We start from the raw sequence: 24599 nt of genomic DNA on the forward strand, positions 1-24599 counted from the left end.
CGTTTACGGTGCTGCTAGCTTTCATCCCCTGCCTGAAGTACGAAATACGCAACTACGTTGCTGTTTCTCAGGGGTTTTCAGCATCTCCCTTATAAATCTCACTACGATGTCCTACTTTAATTACAGTTACTATTAAAACATCGTCATCTAGTTCATAAACAACACGATAATCTCCTACTCGAATACGATATGAGTTATCATCACCTTGCAATTTCTTTACCCCGTTGGGATGCGGTTCTATTGCTAAGTCGTTGATTTTAGTTTGTATGCGCTCTTGTACGTCTAGAGGTAGTTTCCTAAACTGCTTTTTTGCACCCTTTGAAAATTTAACTTCGTAACTCACGCAACATCCTTATTTATGTCATTTCTTATTTCGTTTTGAATTTCATCCCAAGACACAGTACCATTAATGCGTATATCTTCTCTAGCTTCTTTAATGGCTTTTAAGTCTTCGTCATCGTCGATATCATCGATTCTTTTTAAGAGTGCGTGAATTTCATCTAAAGTACTGTCATAAGCTTGAGTTAGCAGTACGTTAATATCTTTAATTAACTGTTCTCTCTGGTGTGCTGATTTCATTTTTAATCATCCGAGCGTGGTTTGACTTTTTTTGTCCCCATCTCTAGTTTCGTCTAAATACTATCTTCTTATCAATAAGACCCACTTTTTAAGTGAGTTAGAGAATCTCTTCTGGGTAAGTTATAAATAGGACTTACGCAAACAAGAGCTAAAACCCCGATTTTTAGGTAGGGGCAATTCATGAATTGCCCCTACAGCGTGTAGTTTTGCGTAAGTCCTAATAAAAAAGGGAGAAGCAGGGAGAAGAGTTTCCCCTCTGCCTCTTTCCCCTCATCTCCTTTTAATACGGCCACTTCCAGTCACGGATTTCCGGTACATCGTCGCCGTATTTCTGAACGTAGTGCTTGTGTTCGATCAGCTTATCCTGCATCTGCTGTTTGACATAAGCAGCCTTAGATCCTAGTTTGGGGACGCGATCGATTACATCAATTACTAAATGGAAGCGATCTAGATCGTTGAGAACAACCATATCAAAGGGAGTAGTGGTAGTTCCCTCTTCCTTGTAGCCACGCACATGGATGTTTTGATGATTAGTGTGGCGGTAGGTTAGGCGATGAATCAGCCAGGGATAGCCATGAAAGGCAAAGATAACGGGTTTGTCGGTGGTGAAAATTGTGTCAAAATCTTTTTCACTCAAACCGTGGGGATGTTCGCTTTTTGGCTGGAGTGTCATCAAATCGACTACGTTCACTACCCGCACTTTTAAATCTGCGAAGTGCTGACGCAGGATGTCTACAGCCGCCAAGGTTTCTAAGGTGGGAACATCCCCAGCACAAGCCAGCACTACATCTGGATCGCCGCCTTCGTCGTTGCTTGCCCATTCCCAAATGCCGATGCCTTTGGTGCAGTGCTTGATGGCTGCATCTATGTTGAGATATTGCAATGCTGGCTGTTTCCCAGCAATGATGACGTTAACATAGTTGCGGCTTTTGAGACAATGGTCTGTTACCGACAGCAGAGTGTTGGCATCGGGGGGCAAATAGACGCGAACAATCTCGGCTTTTTTGTTAAGTACATGGTCGATAAAACCGGGATCTTGGTGAGAGAAGCCGTTATGATCTTGTCGCCAAACGTGAGAGGTGAGTAGGTAATTGAGAGAAGCGATCGGTCTACGCCAAGGAATATGTCTGGTGGTTTTCAACCATTTGGCGTGTTGGTTGAACATGGAATCAATGATGTGGATGAATGCCTCGTAACAAGTGAAGAATCCGTGACGACCTGTGAGGAGGTAGCCTTCTAACCATCCTTGGCAAGAAGTTTCGCTGAGAACTTCCATCACCCGACCGTCGGGGGAAAGGTGGTCATCTTCGGGGTAAATCTCGGCTTCCCAAACCCGGTCTGTAACTTCTAACACAGGGTCTAGGCGATTCGATGCTAATTCATCGGGGGCGAAGATGCGGAAATTGCGACTTTCTTGGTTAAGCCGCATGATATCCCGCAGGAATTTGCCAGTCACTTTGGTAGCTTCTGCGATCGCCTTCCCCGGTTGAGAAACATCTACAGCATAGTCTCGAAAGTCCGGCATCTTCAGGTCATGGAGCAAAATACCGCCGTTGGCGTGGGGATTATCACCCATGCGTCGATGCTTTTTGGGGGCTAATTCTGCTAGTTCAGGAATTAGCTTACCGTTAGCGTCAAAGAGTTCTTCTGGTTTGTAACTCTTCATCCAATCTTCTAGGAGTTTCAGGTGTTCTGGCTGTTTGGCGATGTTGCTTAAGGGGACTTGGTGCGATCGCCAATAACCTTCGGTTTTTTTGCCATCCACTTCTTTTGGCCCTGTCCAACCTTTGGGGGTTCGCATGACAATCATCGGCCACTGGGGACGTTCCGTGAAACCATGTACACGGGCTTCTCTCTGGATACTTTGAATTTCGGCGATCGCTGTTTCTAAAGTCGCCGCCATCTGCTGGTGAACATCTGCGGGATCTTCACCTTCGACAAAGTATGGTTTGTAGCCGTAGCCTACAAATAAACTCTCTAACTCTTCATGGCTAATCCGTGCGAGTACCGTCGGATTAGCAATTTTATACCCATTCAGGTGCAGAATCGGCAATACAGCACCATCACGAACAGGGTTAAGAAACTTGTTGGAATGCCAGCTAGTTGCTAAAGCACCTGTTTCGGCTTCACCGTCACCGACAACAGCAGCAACGATTAAGTCAGGGTTATCAAAGGCAGCACCATAAGCGTGGACGAGGGCATAACCTAATTCCCCCCCTTCATGGATCGAACCAGGAGTTTCCGGTGCTACGTGACTGGGAATACCACCGGGGAAAGAGAATTGTTTGAAGAGTTTCTGGATTCCTTCCGCATCCTGGGAGATGTTATGGTAATACTCAGTGTAAGTACCTTCTAAGTAGGTGTTGGCTACCAGTCCAGGGCCTCCATGACCGGGGCCAGCAATGTAAATTGTATTTAGGTCATATTTTTTGATGAGCCGATTCAGGTGAACATAGATCAAGTTCAGCCCTGGCGTTGTTCCCCAGTGCCCCAAAAGTCTGGGTTTGACGTGTTCTAGCTTGAGGGGTTCTCTGAGTAGCGGATTGTCCAGTAGATATATTTGCCCAACGGAAAGATAGTTAGCTGCACGCCAGTAGGCGTTGAGCTTACCTAATTCTTCATCTGTTAAAGGCTTTGTTTGTGGAGTCGTTGTTAATGTCATGCTCGACACTCCATTCCAAAAGGTTTTTGATGGATTCATCCGTAAGTAATCTTACCTGTTTTCCAGATGATGGCCACCTACCCATGATAGATTTTTACACCCTTCTTAACTAAATTCCTTAGTTTTGGGTACAGGATGGAGTAAGCTGATGTGCAGCTAAATTGTATAATACGAAAACGTAAAATTATTGTAGTGCGGGCAACATGAGCGCATCGCATATACAAATTAAATACGCAACAGCTTATTAATTTTGAATTAAGAGGTTGTTTGAAAAGTGTTTGTTTGTAAGTTTTAGTACTGATTGATACCCCCTAACCCCCCGCTCAATTGGGGGAAGAATCAAAGTCCCCCAATTGAGCGGGGTATTTAGGGGGATCTACAACTTTTTGCTACCGATAAGAGGACTTTTCAAACATCCTCTAAGGGACTTCCAATAAATTATCCAAATAAACGTAGACGCAAAGCGGCTTGCCGCAGGCTACCACAGAGACAATAGAGTTGCCAGTGCATTGGGCGGGTTCCCCGACTTGTACCCCTCCGGGGATCTTGCTACGCGTAGCGTCTCCCCCTGGGAGAAGCAACTGGCGCAACACAGAGAAAGGAGAAATAGAGAGGGTTTTTGGGTCAGTTTTGGGACATTTTTTTTATTTGTCAGTCCCTAATATGAAAGATTACCCGCTTGAAAAATCTGTTGAACAGTTAGATTTAACTCTGGAAATGTTGGGGATTGGATGCGGTTTTTACCACTAAATTTGCTAACTTGATATTCACCTTCATCCAAAGAGCAAACTAAGATAGTAGGTTGTTTTGGTTTACCAATAAACTCCCTACCGCCGAAAGCGGCATAATCAACAATCCAGTATTCAGCAATTCCCATTTCCTCATAATCAGCGTATTTTTTGAGATAATCATCACGCCAATTGGTACTAACAACTTCAACAATTATAGGAATTGATGCGGGTTGACTAACAGTAGATTCTTTTTTCCAAAGAGATTCATTTATCAAATTCGGGCGATTCAACAACAGTACATCTGGCGAGTAACCTGATTCATTTACAAATGGTTTGACTAGAACTGTCTTGGGTATGAAGTCAGGGAGATTTAAACGCATACATTCTCTAGTCAGTTCAAAGGCTAAAAATCCTGTTACCTCTTCATGATCTCCTACAGGTTGAGGCATTTTAACAATTGTTCCATTATGCAATTCATAGCGCTCATTCTCTGGCTTCCATTTGACAAATTCTTCAAAAGTTACGATTTTTCGTAAAGCTTGAGTCACGTCGCTTCCCTCCGAATTAAAAATTAAAAATTCACATTCAATTAATGACCTAATTATTAATTTCCAATAACCCAGGCGGTGGCGTGATTTCAATGCGGTTAGATTTCAAGTCTACTACTGGTGCGATCGCTTCTACAAATGGAATCAAAACAGTTTTTTGTCCTTTGTCATTTGTCATTTGTCCTTTGTCAGTGGTAAAAGATGGGTGTAATTTTACTTCTAACAAATCATTGCCGGCGGGAATGATATCTACCACCGTACCCACGAGTTCGCCAGATGTTTGCATGAAGACTTCCAAACCAATTAAATCGAGGACATGATATTCATCTTCGCCTAATTGGGGGCGATCGCTAGCTGGCACCATTAACGTACAACCGCGCAACGCCTCCGCTTGATCGCAATTTTCTACACCAGCTAATTTAATCACATACAAGTTTTTGTTACTGATATAACGTCCTGTCAATAATTCGATTGGTTGTGGTTCCGTGTCACCTGAACGCAACAACCAACGTTTTCCCGGCACCTCAAATCTTTCGGGAAAGTCTGATACAGGATAAACCCGTAATTCTCCAGACAATCCTTGAGGGGAAACAATTTTACCAATTTCTAGCCAATTATCTGATTTGTCATTAGTCATTAGTCATTAGTCATTAGTCATTAGTCATTAGTCATTAGTCATTGGTTATTGGGCATTGGTTATTCTCCTCATCTCCCTCATTTCCCCATTCCCCATTCCCCACTCCCCTAATCAAGCACTCACAACTGCACGCTGATAGGCTTCTTCAGCCACTTTTGCTAAACGTTGCATCGCAGTGGCAATTTCCTCATTGCTACCGGTGAGGCTGATGCGGAAACATTGGTGTTTGTGCGCCCACTCTTCCTCTAAACCAGGGAAGAAGGTACTTCCAGGGACAATAATCACACCTACTTGCTTTAATTGCTGGTAAAATTCCCAATCACTGATGGGTAAATCCTCTAACCATAACCACGCAAAAATTGCCCCTTCACCGCGATGGAGATACCAAGGTAAATTCTTGGGCATCGCTTGTTCTAAGCTGGTTTCTAAAACGGTAAACTTATTTTGGTAAAAGGGACGGATGACAGTATGAGAAATTTCTACTAAGGCACCAGAATTGATTGCATAAGCTGCGATCGCTTGGCCGTAACGTGAAGAATGGAGACTCATATTTGCCTGAAAACACTCCAGCACTTCAATCCACCTTTCATCCCCAATGGCTATACCAATTCTTTCTCCTGGTAATCCGGCTTTCGATAAACTCATGCAGTGCAGAATGTTATCACCAAACACTGGTGTCATTTCCGTAAAATTTAATGCTGGGAATGGAGGCGCATAAGCGGAGTCAATTAGCACGGGTAGATTGTAAGGCGCAGCTAGGGCAGCAATCTTTTTCACCTCATCATCTGTGAGGACGTTACCAGTGGGATTACAAGGGCGAGAGAAGAGGACACAACCAGTGTTTTCTGTAATCGACAGTTGGCTGAAGTCGGGGCGATATTTAAATCGGTGGGCGGCGGCATCGATATCGAGAGTCGGTTTGTAGGCGATTAGGGCTTTTGGAACTAAGCAGATACCGCCATAACCTGTGTAGTCAGGACTCAGGGGTAAAACGATTTGTTTTAACTCGCCACTGGGGGTGTAGCCACCGAAGCTATTGACAGCGTAGAAGTAGAGGCTTTGACTACCGGGGGTGATGAGGATATTGCGATCGCTTAAGTTTAACCCGTAGCGTTTGTTGAAGTCGTTAGCGATCGCTTCAATTAATGGTGCATAGCCCTGACTTGAACCGTAGCGACAAACTACTTCACCATATTCGGGACTAGCCAAAAGCTGTGCAGTGCAATCCCGCCATAATTGCTCTACCTCTGGCAAAATCAACGGATTACCAGCACTCAAATTAATAAACTGCTGCCCTGCACCCGCTCGTAATGTTTCGATAATATCCTTCATGATTGCTCTTACGCCAGTCAGGTTGGACATTTGAGCGCCAATTTGTGTTAGGGCAGGGTTCATAAGCTGTGACAAAATATATTAATTGAGGAATGGACAAATTATTTGGGGATTGCTGGTGACATCCAGTTTACATTGTTGTTAAAGCAGCTGTTACCACCTTTAACCAATCTAGCTAGAGAATGGTATTTTAACAAAGGTAATATTTATCGTTACAGGGGAGTAGGCAGTGGGGAGTAGATCAGGGACAAGAATTAATAACCAACGCCCAATGCCCAATGCCCCATGCCCACTTGCCCTGAGCGGAGCCGTACCACTTCGTGGAAGCAAGCTACGCGTAGCGTCTCCTAGAGAAGGGATGCCGAATGCCCAATGACAAAACTATACAGGAGCGCTGACATTGCAAGTTAAAGCAGCAGTAGCTTACAGTGCAGGTAAGCCATTGACGATTGAAACCGTTCACCTGTCGGGGCCACAAGCCGGCGAAGTGTTAGTTGAGGTGAAAGCAAGCGGGATTTGTCATACCGACGCCTTTACCTTATCTGGTGATGATCCCGAAGGTTTGTTTCCGGCTATTTTGGGACATGAAGGTGCTGGTGTAGTAGTGGAAGTAGGCCCTGGTGTCACCAGTCTGAAACCAGGGGATCATGTAATTCCCCTCTACACTCCCGAATGCCGTCAATGTGAATATTGTCTAAGTTTCAAAACTAATCTCTGTCAAGCCATTCGCCTAACTCAAGGACGCGGTGTTATGCCCGATGGCACTAGCCGCTTTAGTATCGATGGGCAGATGATTCATCATTACATGGGTACATCCACTTTTGCCAACTATACAGTGCTGCCAGAAATCGCCTTGGCAAAAATTCGGGAAGATGCCCCCTTTGACAAGGTTTGTTACATTGGCTGCGGTGTGACTACTGGTATTGGTGCAGTCATCAATACCGCCAAAGTGGAACCTGGGGCAAATGTCGTAGTTTTTGGTTTGGGTGGTATTGGTTTAAATGTCATCCAAGGGGCGCGGATGGTAGGGGCGAATATGATTGTCGGGGTGGATATTAATCCCAACAAACGCGCCTTGGCAGAAAAGTTTGGGATGACGCACTTTGTCAATCCTCAAGAAGTAGAAGGTGATTTAGTTCCTTATCTGGTTGATTTAACAAAAGGCGGTGCTGATTACAGCTTTGAATGTATCGGTAATGTCAAATTGATGCGTCAAGCATTAGAATGCTGCCACAAAGGTTGGGGTGTCAGTGTGATTATTGGTGTTGCTGGTGCTGGGCAAGAAATCAGTACTCGTCCTTTTCAACTAGTAACTGGGCGCGTTTGGAAAGGTTCGGCGTTCGGTGGTGCTAGAGGGCGTACAGATGTGCCAAAAATTGTTGATTGGTATATGGAAGGTAAGATAAATATTGATGATTTAATTACCCATATAATGCCGATTGAGCAAATTAATGATGCTTTTGAGTTGATGCATAAAGGTGAATCAATTCGCAGTGTGGTGACTTTCTAATTCGTAATTCATAATTTGTAATTAAAAAGGGAGCATCCCAATTTTGCTTAAATCTTTTCCCTCACCCCCAGCCCCTCTCCCAAAGATGGGAGAGGGGAGACATAATTCTAGTTTCCCTTCTCCCAAAGATGGGAGAAGGGGTTAGGGGATAAGGGCTATCAAGGTTTTTGCACATTTAGGATGCTCCCATTAAAAAGGCTTTGTACCTGATGCTTGTGCAGATAGTCTTGTTTCAAATAAGGTTTAAATATCTACCTGAAACATAATTATGAATTATGAATTTTAAAATTATGTAGACTCTACAAACCTGAAAAACGACAAAAAACCTGATGCAAAACTTCTATGAAGCAGACTTGTACAGTTTGACTCAAGAACAGGTTAAGCTTTTGCGTCATCACCAATGGAACCAACTTGACCTACCCAATTTAATTGAGGAAATTGAATCTTTGGCAAGAAAGGAATGCCAAGAATTGAGAAATCGTCTTAGTATTTTAATTGGATATTTGCTCAAATGGGAATATCAACCAAAGCAACTAAGTCGTAGCTGGTGAGCCAGCGCGTTGCGGGGGTTCCCCCCGTTGTAGCGACTGGCGAACCCGAAGGGTTAGCGACAATTAGATTACAACGACGGGAAATTCTCAAGTTGTTGAAGGAAAATCCTAGGCTGAAGCCTGATCTTGAAGAAGCACTCCAGGAATTTTATGAAAATGCTAGGGATTTAGCGTCAGGAGAAACAAATCTGCCCCTCTCAACTTTTCCCAAACAATGTTTATATGCTTGCTTTTGAGAAAATTTTGAGCGATCGCTTTATCCCGGTGAGTCTGCCACAGATGATTTAATGGAATAAAAGCGATGTCTAGGACGGTCTACGCTTAAGTCATCCAACTTTTTCCCATTTGCTCCCACCCCTACTTATTGATCCGATACTTTGGGCGGTATCGGCGAAGGGTACTGTTAGCAATCGAATCAGCCGCAGGGAACCCGATCTATTTACGCAGAAGTCACGAGTGTGCGGCTTGTATAAATCAAAACTGATTAGTCAGCCTTTAGTTTCACTCCTTGGTAGCTGAATTTAAAGGGTGCAATTGGAAGGGGTTGAGTCTTTTGATCTAGTGGACTTTTGTTTAAGTTAAAGAAGTTAAATTTGCCGCTTCCATTTACTGCTCCAGTTCGCGGATTGAAGGTCAATTGATATTCAGTGAGTACAATGTTGCCCGCTAATGACCCTGATGGGAAACTGAAATTTAATGCCTTAGCAACAATTTTGTTATTTTCAGTACATTTCCAGCTACCTTGTATAACACCAAAGGGTTGGTCATTTGGGTTGGATGAACCCGGAACACCACCAGCGTTAGAGTCATTGGCAATGAGATTACCATCTGCGGTAAAAGTTATAATTTCGCGGTATGACGAGGGTTGACCAGAAGTGGAATTTGTTTGAGTACCTGTCGCTAGGTATGTGCCAACGACTCCTTGGCGACATAGGTTTTCCGAATAATCGTTAGCATCTGCTTTGTGCGGATTTATGAAAACCGGAATAGTCAGTGCCAAGAGACTACTAATCATTAAACTGGCAATAGTTCTGCTGTTTTTCATCACAAAACCTTCTGTAAGAGTAAGTATCAATACTAACTATTAGAGAATACACATACATCAACTATATTGTTGATAAATTTTTGATAAGAATGGAACAAAGGTGTAATTGTCATTCAGGGTAACTGAAAGTTTGAGCGATCGCTTTTATCCCGGTGAGTCTGCCACAGATGATTTAATGGGATAAAAGCGATGTCTACGACGGTTATGAACAATTGGATCAACGAAAACGATTAACTGCTGCCAAATTCTCTGAGTTGCTTTTGGATTTGTATTATGAAGACAACAATACCTGATCAACATGAACCAACCTGCTTGCCGATTTTTTCTAGTCAAAACCAGGGTTGGGAAAACATTCTGGTCTAGCAATTCCAATCTCCGCCAATTAAAAAGTAAAAAGTAAAAAGATAATCCCGATAAATAAATTTAGGGGATTTAATAATGACGTATTATATCATGTCCGCATAATTAGTTATGCCAACCACAGTCAATACACCCCACCCCCAGCCCCTAAGAGCTTGCGGGGAGGGGAGACAAAGCATAGCTTTGGCGGGGGTGGGGTTCTTCGGGTTTAATAAGCAATCAAGCGGACATGATATTATTTCTCTCTACGAGACGCAATCATGCGAACGCGCTACGCCACGACGCTCGATGACTCGCTTGCCGCCGGCGCTATCGTTATAAATGTTTTTATTTGATTCCATAAATAAATTTAGTTGCTCTCAAACCATTTTTCTTTTTCTTGATGAGTGCCTTTTTACTTTTTACTTTTGCCTTGTTCGGTGAGGTAAATTTTCGTTATCCCATAAGATAAATACAAATATTATCACTAAGGGGGATCTACTGTGATTACAGTCGCTGTGCCGTTAAGGAGACCGTAGAAATCGTTGTTTTTATTCGGAGCAAGGAAGTTATCTATAATTCCCACAGCCGTGATTTTGGCACTATTCTGGATCAAGTTATTAGGTAAAATCAGTGTCAAGTTTACCAGAGTGTCAACTCCATTTGCAGTCGTGACAGTTAGTTGTTTGCCGATACCCGAATTCACGATGGTAATTTTGTTCGGTGGATAGGTAACACCCTTGTATGTCAAAGAACCATTTGTTATGTATGTAATTCCTTCTTTCGGGAATTGGTAGGAAATTACTACAGAACTTGGCGCGGGAGTAACAACTTGGGCAAATACTCTCGGTGTCAAAACTCCCAGTGGCAGAGCTAAAGTCAATCCCATCCGAATCAGGTCACGGAAAAGGTTATTTATGTTCATACTTGACTCCCTTTATCCATTGTTTAGTTTGGCGACTAAAATTTGAAACTATTGCTGGGCATTGATTACAGAAATTAGATCCGTTTGCCCTGATCGTTAGCATCTGCCTTGTGCGGATTTATGAAAACCAGAATAGTCAGTGCCGACAGACTACTAATCATTAAACTCTACTGTTTTTCATCACAAAATTTCCTGCAATAGTAAGTATTAATTCTGACTATTAAATAATACATCTACATCAACAATATATTTGATAAATTTTTGCTGCCATAAAGTCTGGGGTTTTAGCGTGATTATTGGTGTTGCTGGTGCTGGACAGGAAATAAGTACTCGTCCTTTTTAACTGTTAACTTGATAATACTCCATCAAAGTATCGATCAATTTCTGCTGTCAATATTTCAAAGTCTACAGGCTTGGTTAAGTGACATTTGAAACCAGCCTGAAGCGCAAGCTGTCGATCCTCCTGGCTACCATAGCCGGTAAGCGCAATCAGAATTGAGCGACTAAATTTAGAGTCTTTACTCAATTCCTGTGCAACGGCAAATCCATCCATTTCGGGAAGTCCGATGTCACAAATAATCACATGAGGTTCAAGCTTCCTGGCAATTTCTACCCCTAAAATTCCATTCTTGGCAATGGAAACCTCATGTCCAAAATGCTCAAGTACTGCTTGTAAGGTTACGGCTGAATCCTCGTTATCTTCGATGACTAAAATCTTCAACGATTTTTTAGCCGCCTCTGTAATCTCTAGCTCATTGTCCAAGGCTCTAACTTCTTCGCATACCGGGAGAGTGACTTTGAATTCTGCTCCCAAATTGATCCCTCTACTTGAGGCTTCAACATTACCACCATGAAGTTCCACAAGACTTTTTACTACTGAGAGTCCTAAACCTAGCCCGCCTCTTGAACGGTCTAAACTGCGATCGCTTTGGGTAAATGGCTCGAAGAGTTCTGGTAATATTGTCGGATCTATCCCTATACCTGTGTCTCTTACGGATAAGACCGCCACACTACTTGAGCCATTCTTACCTGCAATAACTGAGAGATCCACCCAAATCATCCCACCTGGTTTTGAAAACTTTAAGGCGTTATCAAGAAGGTTCCCAAGGACTTGGAAGAAACGGGTGGAGTCAACATAAGCCCACACAGGCGTGTTTGGCAGGTCTTGGATGACGGTAAGGTTCAATTTCTTTATTGCTTGTGTATGGTCATTGATACTCTGACGAACCAAATCTACTACATTATACTTTTCCAGGTTTAATGAAATCTTTCCGTAGGTGATGGATGATATGTCGAGTAGCTCATCGATCAATTTCGAGAGGTGCTTAATTTGGTGTTGCATCATTAAAACTGTTTCCCCGACTGCGCCAGTCTCGCCCAGTTTCAACTTGAGTAGCTGAACGCCGTTGGAGATGGGGGCAACGGGATTCCTCAACTCGTGAGCTAGCATCGCAATAAATTTGTCTTTCAGGGCGTTTTGGTTCGTCAGTTTCTGAAAAAGTTGCACATTTGCGATCGCAACTGCGGTAGTGTCGGTCAAAATCTCAAGGAGTCCGATCTCTTGGGGCGTTGCTAGGTGTTGTCTACTCCAGTAGGCTCCGATCGCACCCAGTGGATCAGAAACCCGTATAGGAACCATCACTAAACTCTTGACAAAAGTTACTTTATAGGCATCAATAGGAATTCGCGCATCTTGGTAAATATCTTCAATGATGGCTGCTTGTTTATTGAGCATTGCCCAACCGGAGATGCAAGACTTGAGCGGAAAACGCATACCTTTCCAAAGTGGCCCAATGGCGTTTTCATCGACGTAGTGGCAACATTCACCATCCCGCAATACAAAAGTGACTCCATCAGCATTTGTGAGATCGCGAGCAGCCAAGCGCACAATCTCAATAATTTCCTCAATAGTCCGCACACAAGCCAAATCTTTCACCACCGAAAGCAGCCTGTTGTAAGACGAAATGCTATAGCTCTGATGTGAATTCTGTTCTTGAGAGATGGAGGTTTGTAATATATTTTTCATAAAAGACTCCGAACCAAAGGGATGTCTGTATAAAAACTCAGGGAAAACGGGTAGGTTTCAGCAACCTACTCTATATTAACTTTGATATTGAGATTACAATCTGTTACCGCATTTTTTGTCCTCCTCTTATGGTATAAATATATTACTAGTTGTTACGTAAATATTCGTATTTTACTCATATCTGCTAATAAAACTACTGATGTTTAATGTCCTAAAATTACGTAGTTAGTCAACTCGTTATTTGGCGATCGCTAAATAATACTCAAATCGCTCCCGGAGTTGTTCAACCGTTAAATTCTGAGTCCAGTATTCCACTAGGGCGTGACCAAATGCCCAGGCGTTGCGATCGGGTGAAGCGGAGTTTTCCAGCAATAACGGCCACAGAGATAACAATTCAAAGTTGAGCGAGTTGGGGTTGCTTGTATTCAACAGCGAGAAAAGCTCATATCCCATTTGAAGTTTGCCAATCACAATCGGTAACTGTTCCACGGGAATTTGCTCTGCCAGCATATATGCTAAGGCTGGAGATCCGGTTGAGAGGGTAGAAATAAACTGGAGGACGGGACTTTTGAGCAATGACGTTAGTCCCTGTGTTGTCGCCATTTGGAAGGTGTAGTGGTCGATGATTTTGGCGGCGGCGACGATGCGGGCTTCTAGATTACGCAAAAACCGGGCGAGACGCAGTTGTTTAATAGGTGCGATCGCATCTACTAATCCCAACGATAGCGCCTCCACTCCCCAAGGAACTCGATTTGTTTTGCTATCACCTGTAACCACGGGTAGAACTAGATTACAGAAGTTTCCCAACAATTTGGCGCGATATTCAGTAGCTTCTCGAATGGCAACTTCTTTGGTGCCATCGCCCCATTCCCAATCATAAGGGGGTTGCCATTCACGGATGGGACGCAGACGATCTACTTGAGTGACAATGGCGATCGCCGGCAAATCTGCAACTTCTGCTTTGATGTCTTGCAAAAAGTCCACATCCATTTGCAGAGCCGGATCGAGAGCCGGGGTAGCTAACAGCAGCAAATCTGCGTTGATGGCATAATCAAGCACCAGATTTCGCAGATCGGCACGGTTGACTTGTTCATAACCAGGTGTATCCAAAAGTGTCAGGGTTTCACCGCTTTCAGTCTGCCATTGATAATTCTGAATGCGATCGGTACTAGGTAGAACATCAACGACTGCTAAATCTGCCTGAAATAGCGTATTAATCAGGCTACTTTTTCCCGATCCCGTGCGCCCCACCAGCAGAATATTTACAGGTTTTTGCTCAACTACCTCGACTGGTTGAGCTTGAGTCAAGATTTCTCGGAGTGTTTGGGTTTTTGCCTTAGGTAAAGTTGCTGTAGGTGAGATTGCTGAAACCGGTAATGTGCTACGTCCGTAGAGTGCGATCGCCTGTCGGCATAAGTTTCTCAGGGCGGCTTCGCGGAATAACTGACTTAAATTCCCCAATAATTGCTGAGTTGCTTGGTTACTAGAACCCTGGCTAGCTTGTTTTGCCACCGCCGCCACCGGATTTAAAACCCACTGTGCCCAGTTCCAAACCCGCCAGAATTTCCGAGCCGATGGTTCCAACTTCCGGTAGACTTCATATCCTTGGTATGCTTGTCCAACCGTTACCTGATTGAGGACTGGGGATAACTTTTGCATCCATTGATCCATATCATCCACCGTTCCGCGAATCAGCCCGTAAGCTTGGGGGACGTAAATATTCAGCAGGGGATATTGAATTTGAGGATTGTAAATATGAGCGATCGCTACTACCAAATCTTGGCATCGCGTCCAAAAAGTTTGCCAGTCTTCCCAAATGGGGCGATCGCTTTGTGCAAATTGGAGAATTTCTTGGAGTGCTGTTTCTGCAAGCTTTGTGGTGTCACTTCCCACGGGTACTACAGTATCTTCTACCGTCGATTCCAATTCTTCGCGGACTTGGGCTAATACAGCTTCTACTTGGTTAATAGCAGGTTGAGTCCATTTGACCAATAGCCAACGCCAGCCAACGAATAAAAGGGTAAACACACCCCAAATCCAACTCATACCCCACGCGTGAATTTGCGAACCGGCGGATACCAGTAAGAAAATGATGATAAACGCGATCGGAATTGCTAAAACTACCCACTGCCAGGGTTTTAATCGCACCATTGCCACATACCTGCTTTGAAATATTAGGAAATTCGAGTTGTTGCGAAAATTGCTCTTATAAAAAGTTTATCGTCTCCAATCTAGGCAGGATGTTTAGCTATTACGCCTTAAATGTTAACACCGGACTCAACCGTGCCACAACATCCACCATTTCTGCCTCAACCTGCACATCAATCACAGACTGAATTGGTTTGTAGGCAGCAGGTGCTTCCTCAATTCGGCGTTCTTCACGCAGGGTGATGCAGTCTACCCCAGTTAATCCCAGTTCCGCCTCACTTTGAGATGCACCTCTGCGACTGAGATCGAAGCGAGAACGAATTCTTCCCGCCCCGTGTGAGGCCGAATTACAAAATTCTGGATTGCCTTTACCCACCATCAGATAAGAATAAGCACCCATTGAACCAGGGATAATTACTGGTTGCCCTAGATGGGCAGGACAAGCGCCTTTGCGTGTCACCCATCCCTGACCTTCTGGTAAGGTGATGTTATGGGGCAAGTCATAAACTAGAGGTGCTTCCACATCTTTGTATACTTCCCGCAAACGCAGACGTAGCAATTCCGCTAACAGTAGGCGATTGACAAAGGCATAGTTAGCAGCAGTAGCCTCAGCTTGCAGGTAACTGCCGACTAATTCCGGGTGAGAATGGCTAGAGAGAGGAAAAATCTGAGAATCAGGGTATTTCAAACCTTTTTGCCAAGTCGCCTTAGCTTTATCTCGCCACATTCCTCCAATATACTTACCCACATTTCGAGAACCAGAGTGAATCATCAAAGCTAGCTGTCCCTCGCGCACTCCCCAGGCGTGGGCAAGTGCGCGATTTTCGACTTTATCAACCCGTTGGACTTCGACAAAATGATTGCCACCACCAATGGTTGCCAGTCCGCCATCGCGTACTAGTCCAGCATCGGGAACCAATTCTTCAGGCGCTAGTTTCCAGTCACCATCCATTGAACCACCTAAGAAGATGCGTTCGCTCTCTTGGGCAAGTTGTTGCAAATCAGACTTGATTACACTCCCCGTAGGCTGATCTAGCATGGCATCCAGCCAACCAGGAACACCATACTGAAATAGCGATCGCATTGCTTGAGCAGTCATGGTCACATCACGCGTACCGAAGAAATAATCCCCCTTCATCCGTTCTACAAATTGGTCGCGTTTTGCCAAAAATTCGTCGATTGTCAAATCAACAACATGCAGACGCATCCCACAATTGATGTCAGAACCGACAGCGCCAGGGATGACCTGACCCACAGTTTCTACGACTGAACCAATGGCAACACCTGCATCACCTGGGTGAAAGTCAGGGGTAGCACAGGCACGACAAACACATCCACCTGATGGGTGGCGGACGCTTGCTAAATTCGCTAACTGCTTCAGTGCCTTAGCTTCTACGGGAAAGTCCTCCGGCAGCAACACTTCTGCTACAGGTGCATCAGGAGAATTAACTAGGCGGACAGAATAAGTGCGATTGTTATAAGTTACATCCAAACCCTGCCGCTCTAAAGCACGCAGGAGACGTTTCAAATTTTTTGGCTGCATGAAAACTCCAAATAAAGTCTTAAAAAAGACCCTTTGTTGTGAAGAGATTAGGAGACTTGGGTTCAGCAGCCGCGTCTCAAGTGGTGCGGAGGGTCATTTTCCCAGAATTGTGGGGAAAACAACAGGTCAATTCTGACTAATGTGGTTATATAGCCTTGATAACACACACTTTCATCGCATGACAAGTATTTTGTAGTACGTTGTATTTTTGATGAGAAACGGTGACTCAGCGAAACCAAAGTTATTTCTGACTTTTTATTTCTCAGCACTGGCTCAACCTTAGCTATCCGCTAACATCACCGAGGAGTGTTTTGAATAATGGGACAAATTGTATCCTGATGGTGGTCGCTGATATTCTTCCAGCCTGAAAGTAATTCCTTTATTTCAGTGCGTAAAGTTAACAACTGATCAATTTGGTGATCAATCTGCAAAACCTTCTCTTCAAGTTTTTCTTTGATTTCACCACAGGGAGTTTGTCCTTGGTCATATACCTGAAGAATATTTCCAATCTCTTCTAGCCTAAGACCAAGATTTTGTGCCCTTTTAATGAATGCTAGACGAGTTAGCACATCCAATGAAAACTGACGAAAGCCTCCCTCTGTTCGTCTTGATGAATTGATTAAGCCTAAACTCTCGTAATAACGAATTGTCCTGATGGGGATTCCGCTTAAATCTGTTACCTGACCAATTAAAAGCAGTTTTTTATCTTGAGTTAACACGGTATTTTTTTCCAACCTTTGTAATTATTATTACATATTTCAGTGATGGTTAATTTGTTTGAGAGGTTAGCAAAATATTACATCAGTAGTTGAAATTTTTATCTAATTAGAGATTTTACTAAGTTGTAAATTTTCAAATATCCATTCACAATAGATATTTGAAAATTGAGGTGATATTGAATTGACATAATTTTGACATTTTTAATAATATTTTTTCAACATTTTACCTGCTAATTTCATCCATTTATTGGGTAACTGTTTCTCATAGTACTGAAAGTAACTGTTTTTTTTTAGTTCCCATGTTACTTCTAGATCAACTGCTTCACTTCAAGTGAAACCACAAAAATGAATCTCAACTTGCAGACTTTTAGCTCAACCCGTAAACCTAAAAATTTTAATAATCCAGAGCGTTTTATTGAGGGATGGTATTGGGTAATACCCTCTCAAAATCTACGGGTGGGTGAAGTAAAACCTGTCACGATTTTGGGTAGAGAATTAGTAATTTACCGTGGTAAAGACAAAAGAGTAGTTACCTTTGATGCCTACTGTCCACACATGGGCGCTCATCTTGCTGAAGGCAAAGTTGAGGGTAATGCACTACGTTGTTTTTTCCACCACTGGAAGTTTGATGCTGAAGGGATGTGTATTGATATCCCATGTTTAGATACAACCCTTTCTGTGAAGTTACAAACTTGGCCAACTGCTGAAAAGTACGGGATGATTTGGGTTTGGACTGGAGAAATACCACAACAACCTCTACCTTTTGTTCCAGAGTTGGAACAAAAAGAGTGCGATGTGGCCATCCATTCTCACTTTGTGATGAACTGTCACCCCAATGTGGTGATGATTAATGCGATTGATGCTCAACACCTCAATACAGTTCACAAACTCCCAATAGAAGTTGTTTTTGAAAGGCGGGAACTGAACGAAAATGCTATTATCTTCAACAACATTACACCCATCAAAGAAAATTCGTCTTTCATTAAGCTCATCCGCCTTTTCTACAAAAATACCATAACTTACAGTATTTGCTATTGGTACGGTAGCCTTGAGATTATGACAGTTGGACCTGATTTCTTCCATGTCCATATCATGTTTGCAGTTCGCCTCCATGAAGGGGGAAAAACTGAGGGTCAAATCCTGTTGATGACTAAAAAACGTAAAGGATTTTTTGGTTGGTTATGTAATCGAATTGTGCTATGGCTGACTAAGATTGCAGGTAAGTTTTTTCTCATGGGTGATATCAAGGTTGTCCAAACAATTAAGTTTGATTTAAAAACTCCCATGAAAGCAGATCAGTCAATAATACAATTTATTAACCATCTTGAAAAACAGCAATCCCTAATGTGGGGGACTTGGCAAGAAGCGCGATCGCGCGATGTAGAGAACAAGCCCAAGCGTGAGAGATGGGAAGATACAATGAGTAATGACTAATATCAGGAGTCAGAATTCAGGAGTCAGGAGTAGAAAAAGCCTTTATATCTGGCTTTCAGAATAAAGCATTTTACTTCATTTAGTTGCAAATTGCTGTCATAACTAAATAAAAGTTAAAAGTTCAACGAAATTACTTTTAACTTTTTATTTATTTTTTAGTGGGCTACCAGATCAATAAAAAGAAGTGGCAAAGCCACTTCCTAATTCCCAGGTAGAACCTAAGTCATGAGTATAACGACTACAAAAATTTGAAATAGTATAAACAAACACCAATTAACTGAATATCTCTATTTTTATTGTTTTCTGGGTGGAAAAATCTTGATTTCCATACGCCAAATAACTGTATATTTACATAAATATCATGATTGCAATGCAGACTCAATTTTATCCAGTTCATCGCTAAGATATGCCAGTTTTGCCTCTTCATCAAGAAGCTGCTGTTCTAATTGAAACTTGACTGCCGTACCAGCCTCAATAGCTACAGCTTTTTTCATCTGCTTTAACTTCTCGCTACGGATGTCAAATTCTGCCTGAAGTGCGTCTAGTTTTTGTTGCGATCGCCGTCGTTGTCCAGGAGTTAAGCTAGTAGAAATTGGACTAGTTTCAATAGTTGCTGCTTCACCAGGCAAAAATTTACTTCCACCTGCGTAATAGCAAAGGGAAAAATTATCGCCCAAATCCAGCACTTTCTTTACAAAGGGGTGCTGCGGTCCTGATGCTCTTTTGGGTACTTGGTCAAACAAGTAAACTAAAATATCAAGAAAAAGTGAGAACAATGAACTACCATTTCAAAATGCAGTTCGGTTGGAAGTTTCAGGCATACGTAAGGGCGACAACAGCCGCGTCAAAGCTAGAGTTAAACAGAAACTTGAGCAGGTAAGTCCTACAGATGGTACACTTCCAGCATATATCGTGGTTGTGGAGTTCAGTAACCCTTTAGCATTCATCGTGAAAAAATGAGTCAAATTCAAGAGTTACATCAAGAGGCAATGGATTTGGCAGAGATAGCACAGGTTGCTAAACTTAGAGGTGACTTTAATTCAGCTTTGCAATTATCCAGGCAAGCATTTGAAAAAGAACGATTAGCGGCAGAATTAATCGCAGGTAATCTCGAAGCAGAACCAACCCGTTCAGTGTTGCATCGTAGTGCGGCAACTCTCGGAGTTGAATGTGGTGAAATTCACACAGCAGAGCGTTTAATTGCGATCGCTTTATCAGGAAATCCGCCGACTGAGATTGCCGAAGAACTCAAAGATTTATTTGTGCAAATAAACATTGATCAATATTTTGCACGTCGGGGTCTTACATTTGATGAAGCTAAACTTCAAAGCTTCATGGGGTGATTTATATTTGGTGGATGGTGGGGCGATCGCTATCAATCAGTATATCTCGTATAGCCGTTGCATCTGTGACTGGTAAATCAGCACCTACGCCAATAAGTAATGCATAACCGTTGGTAAAAGTGTTCAGAAGTCTTTTTTGATTTCAGATGTCTGTTTTTATTCTTGCTTGTCTTTTTTTTCTCAATACGATTAGCCAGATTATCGCTCTAGCAATCTGATTTACTATATTTGGTTTTAATGGCTGAAACATTATTGCGACACGAGATGTCACTTATGTTATTTATTCTGTCAGAAATTTACCAGTTACAGACTTAGTATAAGAACGTCGTTTCCATAGTTACTCTACGCCCTAGCAAGCAAACTGATGTTTAGCATACCACTACTCACTTGAATTCAATACAACAATTATTTCTGCTAGCCTAATTCCTAAAGGTTTCCAGTGGGGATTGCTGGAGGAAAAAGTAGCATCCCCAGACACCGCTTGATAGTCATTGGGGAACTTTTTGTAAGCATTAGGTGCAGCATCTACTCGTAAAATCAGTTTGCCCTGATAGCTGGATAATCGGCTACTATCTAACAAAATAGTACCGCCGTAGTCCCACGACAATCCATAGAGTTTAAAATCACCTAACTTCTTACGTAATTCGCTCAAAGGGGTTCCAACACCGATACCTTCGCGGGTTTTCCAAGCCCAAGCCAGGTTACGCACATCTAAAGGTTTGGTACGAGTATTATCACTCCAGACTACTAAGAGCGATCGCCCCTGATTGAGATTTAACTGCGTAGCTGCGAAACTACCTATTCCTTCAGCACCAGAGATGGTTTTATCAACGAGATGGGATGCACCAAAGAGTTTGACTAAATCTTGCTTGGTGGTTGTGCGTGCGATCGGACCGACTCGTTCCCCAGGAACAATTAAAGTGTCTGTTAATGCTTGCGATTTAGCAACAGTAGTTGGATGATCGATTTTCTGCGGTAGTGCAAAGGCTGGGTTTGCTGAATAGTTTAGTAGTAAAGCTAAAGTAGCTGTAGCAATGCCTTTGATTGATGAATTCATAGATTCTATTTTGGATATCAGCTGATGAGTGAGAATATCTCATAGTTTAAGAGGATGTTTGAAAAGTCCTCTTGTTGGTAGCAAAACGTTCTATATCCCCCTAAATCCACGCCACGTGCTTCTCCCAAGGGGAGACGCTGCGCGAACAAGTCTCTTAACCGCAAGGGCGCAGTGGCTCCCCGATAAATTGGGGGACTTTGATTCTTCCCCCTTTTTCAAGGCAGGTTAGGGGGGATCATTAAAGTGCCTAAAATCACAGCCAACCACTTTTCAAACAACCTCTAACTACTACAATTTCCCAACTACATATTCCCGATTCTCCAAAAATTTTATTTCATCGCTCTAGTGGCGTTTAAAATTGCAAGTATTGCTACTCCAACATCAGCAAATACAGCTTCCCACATTGTCGCTATACCTAAAATACCCAATGCAATAAATACAGCTTTAATTGCTAAAGCAAACCCAATATTTTGCCAAACAATTTGCCTTGTTTTTCTAGCAATTTGTATTGCTTCTGCCACTTTTAATGGTGCATCTGTCATGATCACAATATCGGCAGTTTCGATCGCCGCATCTGAGCCTAAGCCACCCATTGCCATACCAACATCGGCTCTAGCAATCACTGGCGCGTCGTTAATGCCATCTCCAATAAAGGCAACTTTACCATGCTTACCGGCTGTGCTGATTAATTTCTCAATGGCATTAACTTTTTCTTCTGGTAATAACTCTGCCTCATAGCTATCTATGCCAAGCTGTTGAGCAATCCGGGAAGCGATCGCTTGATTATCTCCTGTCAACATTACTGTTCTCTCTACACCCATTCGCTTGAGTGTTTGAATAGCAAGTCTTGCATCTTCTTTGAGTTCATCAGAAATTACAATATATCCAGCATAAACATCATCCACTGCTAGATGAATAACTGTTCCCTCTGACTGGCAATTATCATGAGCAATCTGTTCTCTATGTAATAGGCGATCGCTTCCCGCTATGACTACGCTATTTTCAACCTTGGCTCTAATTCCATAACCTGCTATCTCTTCATAATCTCTTACTTCTGATGCATCTATTTTTTCACCATAAGCATTGCGGATAGATTGAGCGATAGGATGATTGGAGTGCGATTCTACTTTGGCAGTTAATTGTAGCAATTCTTGTTCATCATAGCCATTTAATGGTACTATTCTCGCTACTTTAAATACCCCTTGAGTTAAGGTTCCAGTTTTATCAAAAACAACTGTATTGACTGCATTTAACGTATCTAAAAAAGTAGAGCCTTTAACTAAAATACCACGTCTAGCTGCACCTCCCACACCTCCAAAGTAACCTAATGGAATACTGATAACAAGTCCACATGGGCAAGAGATAACTAGTAAAATTAGGGCGCGATAAATCCATTCTGAAGAAGTTGCACCCGAAATGAATAAAGGAGGTAATATTGCAACTGCTAGAGATGTAAAAACTACTATTGGCGTATAATATCGGGCAAACTTAGTAATAAATTTTTCCGTTTCTGCTTTTTTACTTTTGGCATTTTGCACCAAGTCTACAATCTTGGCAATGGAAGATTCATCAAAGAGTTTTGTTACTCTAATGCTGATCGCACCGATTTTATTAATCATTCCAGCCAAAACTGTCTCTCCCAACCTCACCGTTCGTGGCACAGATTCTCCAGTTAACGCAGATGTATCAACTTGTGAATTACCTTCTATAATTTCACCATCTAAGGGAATCTTTTCTCCGGGTTTAACAATGATAATATCCCCAATCTTTACTGTTTCTGGTGATACCTTCTTCAGTTCTCCGTCTATTTTGATATTGGCATAGTCTGGGCGGACTTCCAATAAAGCTTTGATAGAATTACGGGAACGACTGACAGCAATATCTTGGAACAATTCCCCGATTTTATAAAATAACATGACTCCGACAGCTTCGGGTAATTTATGAATTGCGATCGCGCCTAGTGTCGCTACCGTCATCAAAAAGGTTTCATCAAATACTCTACCTCTGAGGATATTACGCCCAGCAGTTTTTAAAACACTCCATCCACTTAATAAATAGGCAGGGATGAAAAGCAGATACTCACCTATTGAATAAAGCGTATTGTGTAATTGATTTTCAAAAATTACACCAGGCGCGTATAAACTTAAAATCGCTACCAAAGGCAATATCTCATTTTTCAGATTGAATTCTCCGTCGTGGTCGTGATTGTGGTCATGGTTATGATTCTCATCATGATTGTGATTATGAGCATGGTTATGATTCTCGTGATGATCATGTTCACAGTTGCAACAACCTGAAGATTCTGAATGTACTTTCTGCTTCATTTTTTCTGTTGAGGCTAGTAAATTACTTGATATATGAGCCTTTTTTCAAATGTAATAAAAAAAAGAATTTTTTACAAGTTGATAATTTAAGAATGAGAATCTATATCAGACTTATTGTTAAATATTCATTCGATATTTTGGTTAAAACTAAGATTTTTAATCTTGTAAAGATAGCTATAGCAGTTCTCAATTCTATGAAATCATCTAAGATATAATTTTTGTTCGTAGTGAGCAATTTATTGCTCTGCATCAGATTTTACATAGCTAGAGTCGCTGACTAAACAGGAAAGTTAGTCGCTCAAGGAAGAACACCACGCTAACTACGAGCTTTAATCTAATTAAGCTCTTATACGTACATCAAGCAAACCATTACCCAAGGCCAGATATCAAGCCTCTTTGACTGCTGGATTCTGCTGTAGCACCTAATTTGCGATCAAACTGGGTAGATATGGAACTTTCTTCTGTAACAAGTGTCTGTCTAGCTATTCTCAGGGAAAATTCACTTGAAGTTTGAAAGTTAATCGAATACCCTAAGCTAGTAGACCATTTTCTCAAGGAAATCTATGAACAAAAAAATTCTTCTGAATTTGCTTTCCACTTCCTCAATTTTTATGTCGATGATGTCTACGCTGGGAGTATTTCATCCTGCCCATGCTAATAGTAGTATTACTCAGCGATTAATGCACACACAAGATGGTCGTACCTGTATCACTAACCCACATGGGCAAAAAGATTTTGTGTGCATTCGAGATTCAGAGAGAATACATCCGTATACCTCTACACGTTCTTCAACCATTGTCACATCAGTATCAGATAAGAATATTGCCATGTTGAACTTTACCGAAGCGGAAAGCGATCGTGCAATTCAGTTATTTGGATGTGACTGTCCATTATGTATAAATTCTTTGCGTCAGTTGCAGGGCACTGGAAACTTGGTGTACTAAGATTGAATAGCGCTTGTAGCGACTATAAACTTCTGTTAGATACAGGTGATTAATCACGTAGAGAAGATATACGAAACCAAAAAAGCATTTTTAACTAAGTACCACTACTATTATTTGGTCAAATGTAAATTCATTGTTGGGGTGGTTTGTAGGGACAATTCATGAATTGCCCCTACAGCGTGTAGTTTTGCGTAAGTCCTGA

The 24599-nt window shown here is 42.3% G+C and carries 22 protein-coding genes; 6 read left to right on the top strand and 16 right to left on the bottom strand.

The window, feature by feature from the left end; translation table 11 throughout:
* Positions 1–67: 67 nt before the first annotated feature.
* The 6 genes from V7K97_RS24190 to V7K97_RS24215 form a co-directional block, all read right to left on the bottom strand.
* The gene (locus tag V7K97_RS24190) at positions 68–343 is read right to left on the bottom strand and encodes a type II toxin-antitoxin system RelE family toxin (protein WP_334803525.1); all 276 of its coding nucleotides are present in this window, start codon (positions 341–343) and stop codon (positions 68–70) included.
* Entirely contained in the window at positions 340–579 is a 240-nt protein-coding gene (locus V7K97_RS24195) for a hypothetical protein (RefSeq protein ID WP_334803527.1), read from the bottom strand. Before V7K97_RS24195 ends, V7K97_RS24190 begins: the two co-directional genes overlap by 4 nt.
* 280 nt (positions 580–859) lie before the next feature.
* Positions 860–3241, bottom strand: a complete 2382-nt coding sequence (locus tag V7K97_RS24200) for a phosphoketolase family protein (RefSeq protein ID WP_334803528.1) — start codon at positions 3239–3241, stop codon at positions 860–862.
* Between the two features lie 658 nt (positions 3242–3899).
* Positions 3900–4520 (bottom strand): Uma2 family endonuclease, encoded by a 621-nt coding sequence (locus V7K97_RS24205; protein ID WP_334803529.1) that lies wholly within the window; start codon positions 4518–4520, stop codon positions 3900–3902.
* A gap of 49 nt (positions 4521–4569) precedes the next feature.
* Positions 4570–5157 (bottom strand): ribosome maturation factor RimM, encoded by a 588-nt coding sequence (gene rimM, locus V7K97_RS24210; RefSeq protein WP_334803530.1) that lies wholly within the window; start codon positions 5155–5157, stop codon positions 4570–4572.
* Between the two features lie 111 nt (positions 5158–5268).
* Entirely contained in the window at positions 5269–6552 is a 1284-nt protein-coding gene (locus tag V7K97_RS24215) for a valine--pyruvate transaminase (RefSeq protein ID WP_334803531.1), read from the bottom strand.
* A 337-nt stretch (positions 6553–6889) separates the two neighbouring features.
* Between V7K97_RS24215 and V7K97_RS24220 the strand changes: the two genes are divergently transcribed.
* From V7K97_RS24220 to V7K97_RS24230, 3 genes are all read left to right on the top strand, one after another.
* Positions 6890–7999: an S-(hydroxymethyl)glutathione dehydrogenase/class III alcohol dehydrogenase gene (locus V7K97_RS24220; protein WP_334803532.1), complete on the top strand. Its 1110-nt coding sequence runs from the start codon at positions 6890–6892 to the stop codon at positions 7997–7999.
* Positions 8000–8328: 329 nt separating this feature from the next.
* Positions 8329–8550 carry a DUF29 domain-containing protein gene (locus tag V7K97_RS24225; protein WP_334803533.1) on the top strand — a complete coding sequence of 74 codons (222 nt, stop codon included), beginning with the start codon at positions 8329–8331 and terminating at the stop codon, positions 8548–8550.
* Entirely contained in the window at positions 8547–8786 is a 240-nt protein-coding gene (locus tag V7K97_RS24230; protein ID WP_334803534.1) for a DUF29 family protein, read from the top strand. The genes V7K97_RS24225 and V7K97_RS24230 overlap by 4 nt, the downstream gene beginning before the upstream one ends.
* Positions 8787–9034: 248 nt before the next feature.
* Here V7K97_RS24230 and V7K97_RS24235 read toward each other — a convergent pair whose 3' ends face one another.
* The 7 genes from V7K97_RS24235 to V7K97_RS24265 all read right to left on the bottom strand — a co-directional run bounded on the left by V7K97_RS24235 (position 9035) and on the right by V7K97_RS24265 (position 17295).
* Positions 9035–9595, bottom strand: a complete 561-nt coding sequence (locus V7K97_RS24235) for a hypothetical protein (RefSeq protein WP_334803535.1) — start codon at positions 9593–9595, stop codon at positions 9035–9037.
* A gap of 144 nt (positions 9596–9739) precedes the next feature.
* Positions 9740–9928, bottom strand: coding sequence for a hypothetical protein (locus tag V7K97_RS24240; RefSeq protein ID WP_334803536.1), 189 nt, complete (start codon positions 9926–9928; stop codon positions 9740–9742).
* Positions 9929–10421: 493 nt separating this feature from the next.
* A complete protein-coding gene (locus V7K97_RS24245) occupies positions 10422–10859 on the bottom strand; it encodes a hypothetical protein (protein ID WP_334803537.1) in 438 nt (145 codons plus the stop codon).
* Positions 10860–11205: 346 nt separating this feature from the next.
* Complete coding sequence (locus V7K97_RS24250; protein ID WP_334803538.1) at positions 11206–12885, bottom strand: hybrid sensor histidine kinase/response regulator; 1680 nt, start codon at positions 12883–12885, stop codon at positions 11206–11208.
* Positions 12886–13122: 237 nt separating this feature from the next.
* The gene (locus tag V7K97_RS24255) at positions 13123–15036 is read right to left on the bottom strand and encodes a GTPase family protein (protein WP_334803539.1); all 1914 of its coding nucleotides are present in this window, start codon (positions 15034–15036) and stop codon (positions 13123–13125) included.
* A gap of 100 nt (positions 15037–15136) precedes the next feature.
* Positions 15137–16576 (bottom strand): RtcB family protein, encoded by a 1440-nt coding sequence (locus tag V7K97_RS24260; RefSeq protein ID WP_334803541.1) that lies wholly within the window; start codon positions 16574–16576, stop codon positions 15137–15139.
* A gap of 296 nt (positions 16577–16872) precedes the next feature.
* Positions 16873–17295 (bottom strand): heavy metal-responsive transcriptional regulator, encoded by a 423-nt coding sequence (locus V7K97_RS24265; RefSeq protein ID WP_334803543.1) that lies wholly within the window; start codon positions 17293–17295, stop codon positions 16873–16875.
* A gap of 345 nt (positions 17296–17640) precedes the next feature.
* Here V7K97_RS24265 and V7K97_RS24270 point away from each other — a divergent pair, with 345 nt between their 5' ends.
* The gene (locus V7K97_RS24270; RefSeq protein WP_334803544.1) at positions 17641–18729 is read left to right on the top strand and encodes an aromatic ring-hydroxylating dioxygenase subunit alpha; all 1089 of its coding nucleotides are present in this window, start codon (positions 17641–17643) and stop codon (positions 18727–18729) included.
* Positions 18730–19088: 359 nt separating this feature from the next.
* Here the strand turns inward: V7K97_RS24270 and V7K97_RS24275 are convergent, their stop codons facing one another.
* On the bottom strand, positions 19089–19415 hold the full coding sequence (locus V7K97_RS24275) for a hypothetical protein (protein WP_334803545.1): 327 nt from the start codon (positions 19413–19415) through the stop codon (positions 19089–19091).
* A gap of 270 nt (positions 19416–19685) precedes the next feature.
* Here V7K97_RS24275 and V7K97_RS24280 point away from each other — a divergent pair, with 270 nt between their 5' ends.
* Complete coding sequence (locus V7K97_RS24280; protein ID WP_334803546.1) at positions 19686–20072, top strand: hypothetical protein; 387 nt, start codon at positions 19686–19688, stop codon at positions 20070–20072.
* Between the two features lie 379 nt (positions 20073–20451).
* On the opposite strand, the gene V7K97_RS24285 is transcribed toward V7K97_RS24280, so the two are convergent.
* On the bottom strand, positions 20452–21129 hold the full coding sequence (locus V7K97_RS24285; protein ID WP_334803547.1) for a hypothetical protein: 678 nt from the start codon (positions 21127–21129) through the stop codon (positions 20452–20454).
* Positions 21130–21458: 329 nt separating this feature from the next.
* A complete protein-coding gene (locus V7K97_RS24290) occupies positions 21459–23453 on the bottom strand; it encodes a heavy metal translocating P-type ATPase (RefSeq protein ID WP_334803548.1) in 1995 nt (664 codons plus the stop codon).
* Positions 23454–24016: 563 nt separating this feature from the next.
* On the opposite strand from V7K97_RS24290, the gene V7K97_RS24295 reads away from it, so the two are divergent.
* On the top strand, positions 24017–24397 hold the full coding sequence (locus tag V7K97_RS24295; protein WP_334803549.1) for a hypothetical protein: 381 nt from the start codon (positions 24017–24019) through the stop codon (positions 24395–24397).
* Positions 24398–24599 lie beyond the last annotated feature (202 nt).

It is taken from the genome of Nostoc sp., assembly GCF_036917815.1.
Taxonomy (GTDB): domain Bacteria; phylum Cyanobacteriota; class Cyanobacteriia; order Cyanobacteriales; family Nostocaceae; genus Nostoc.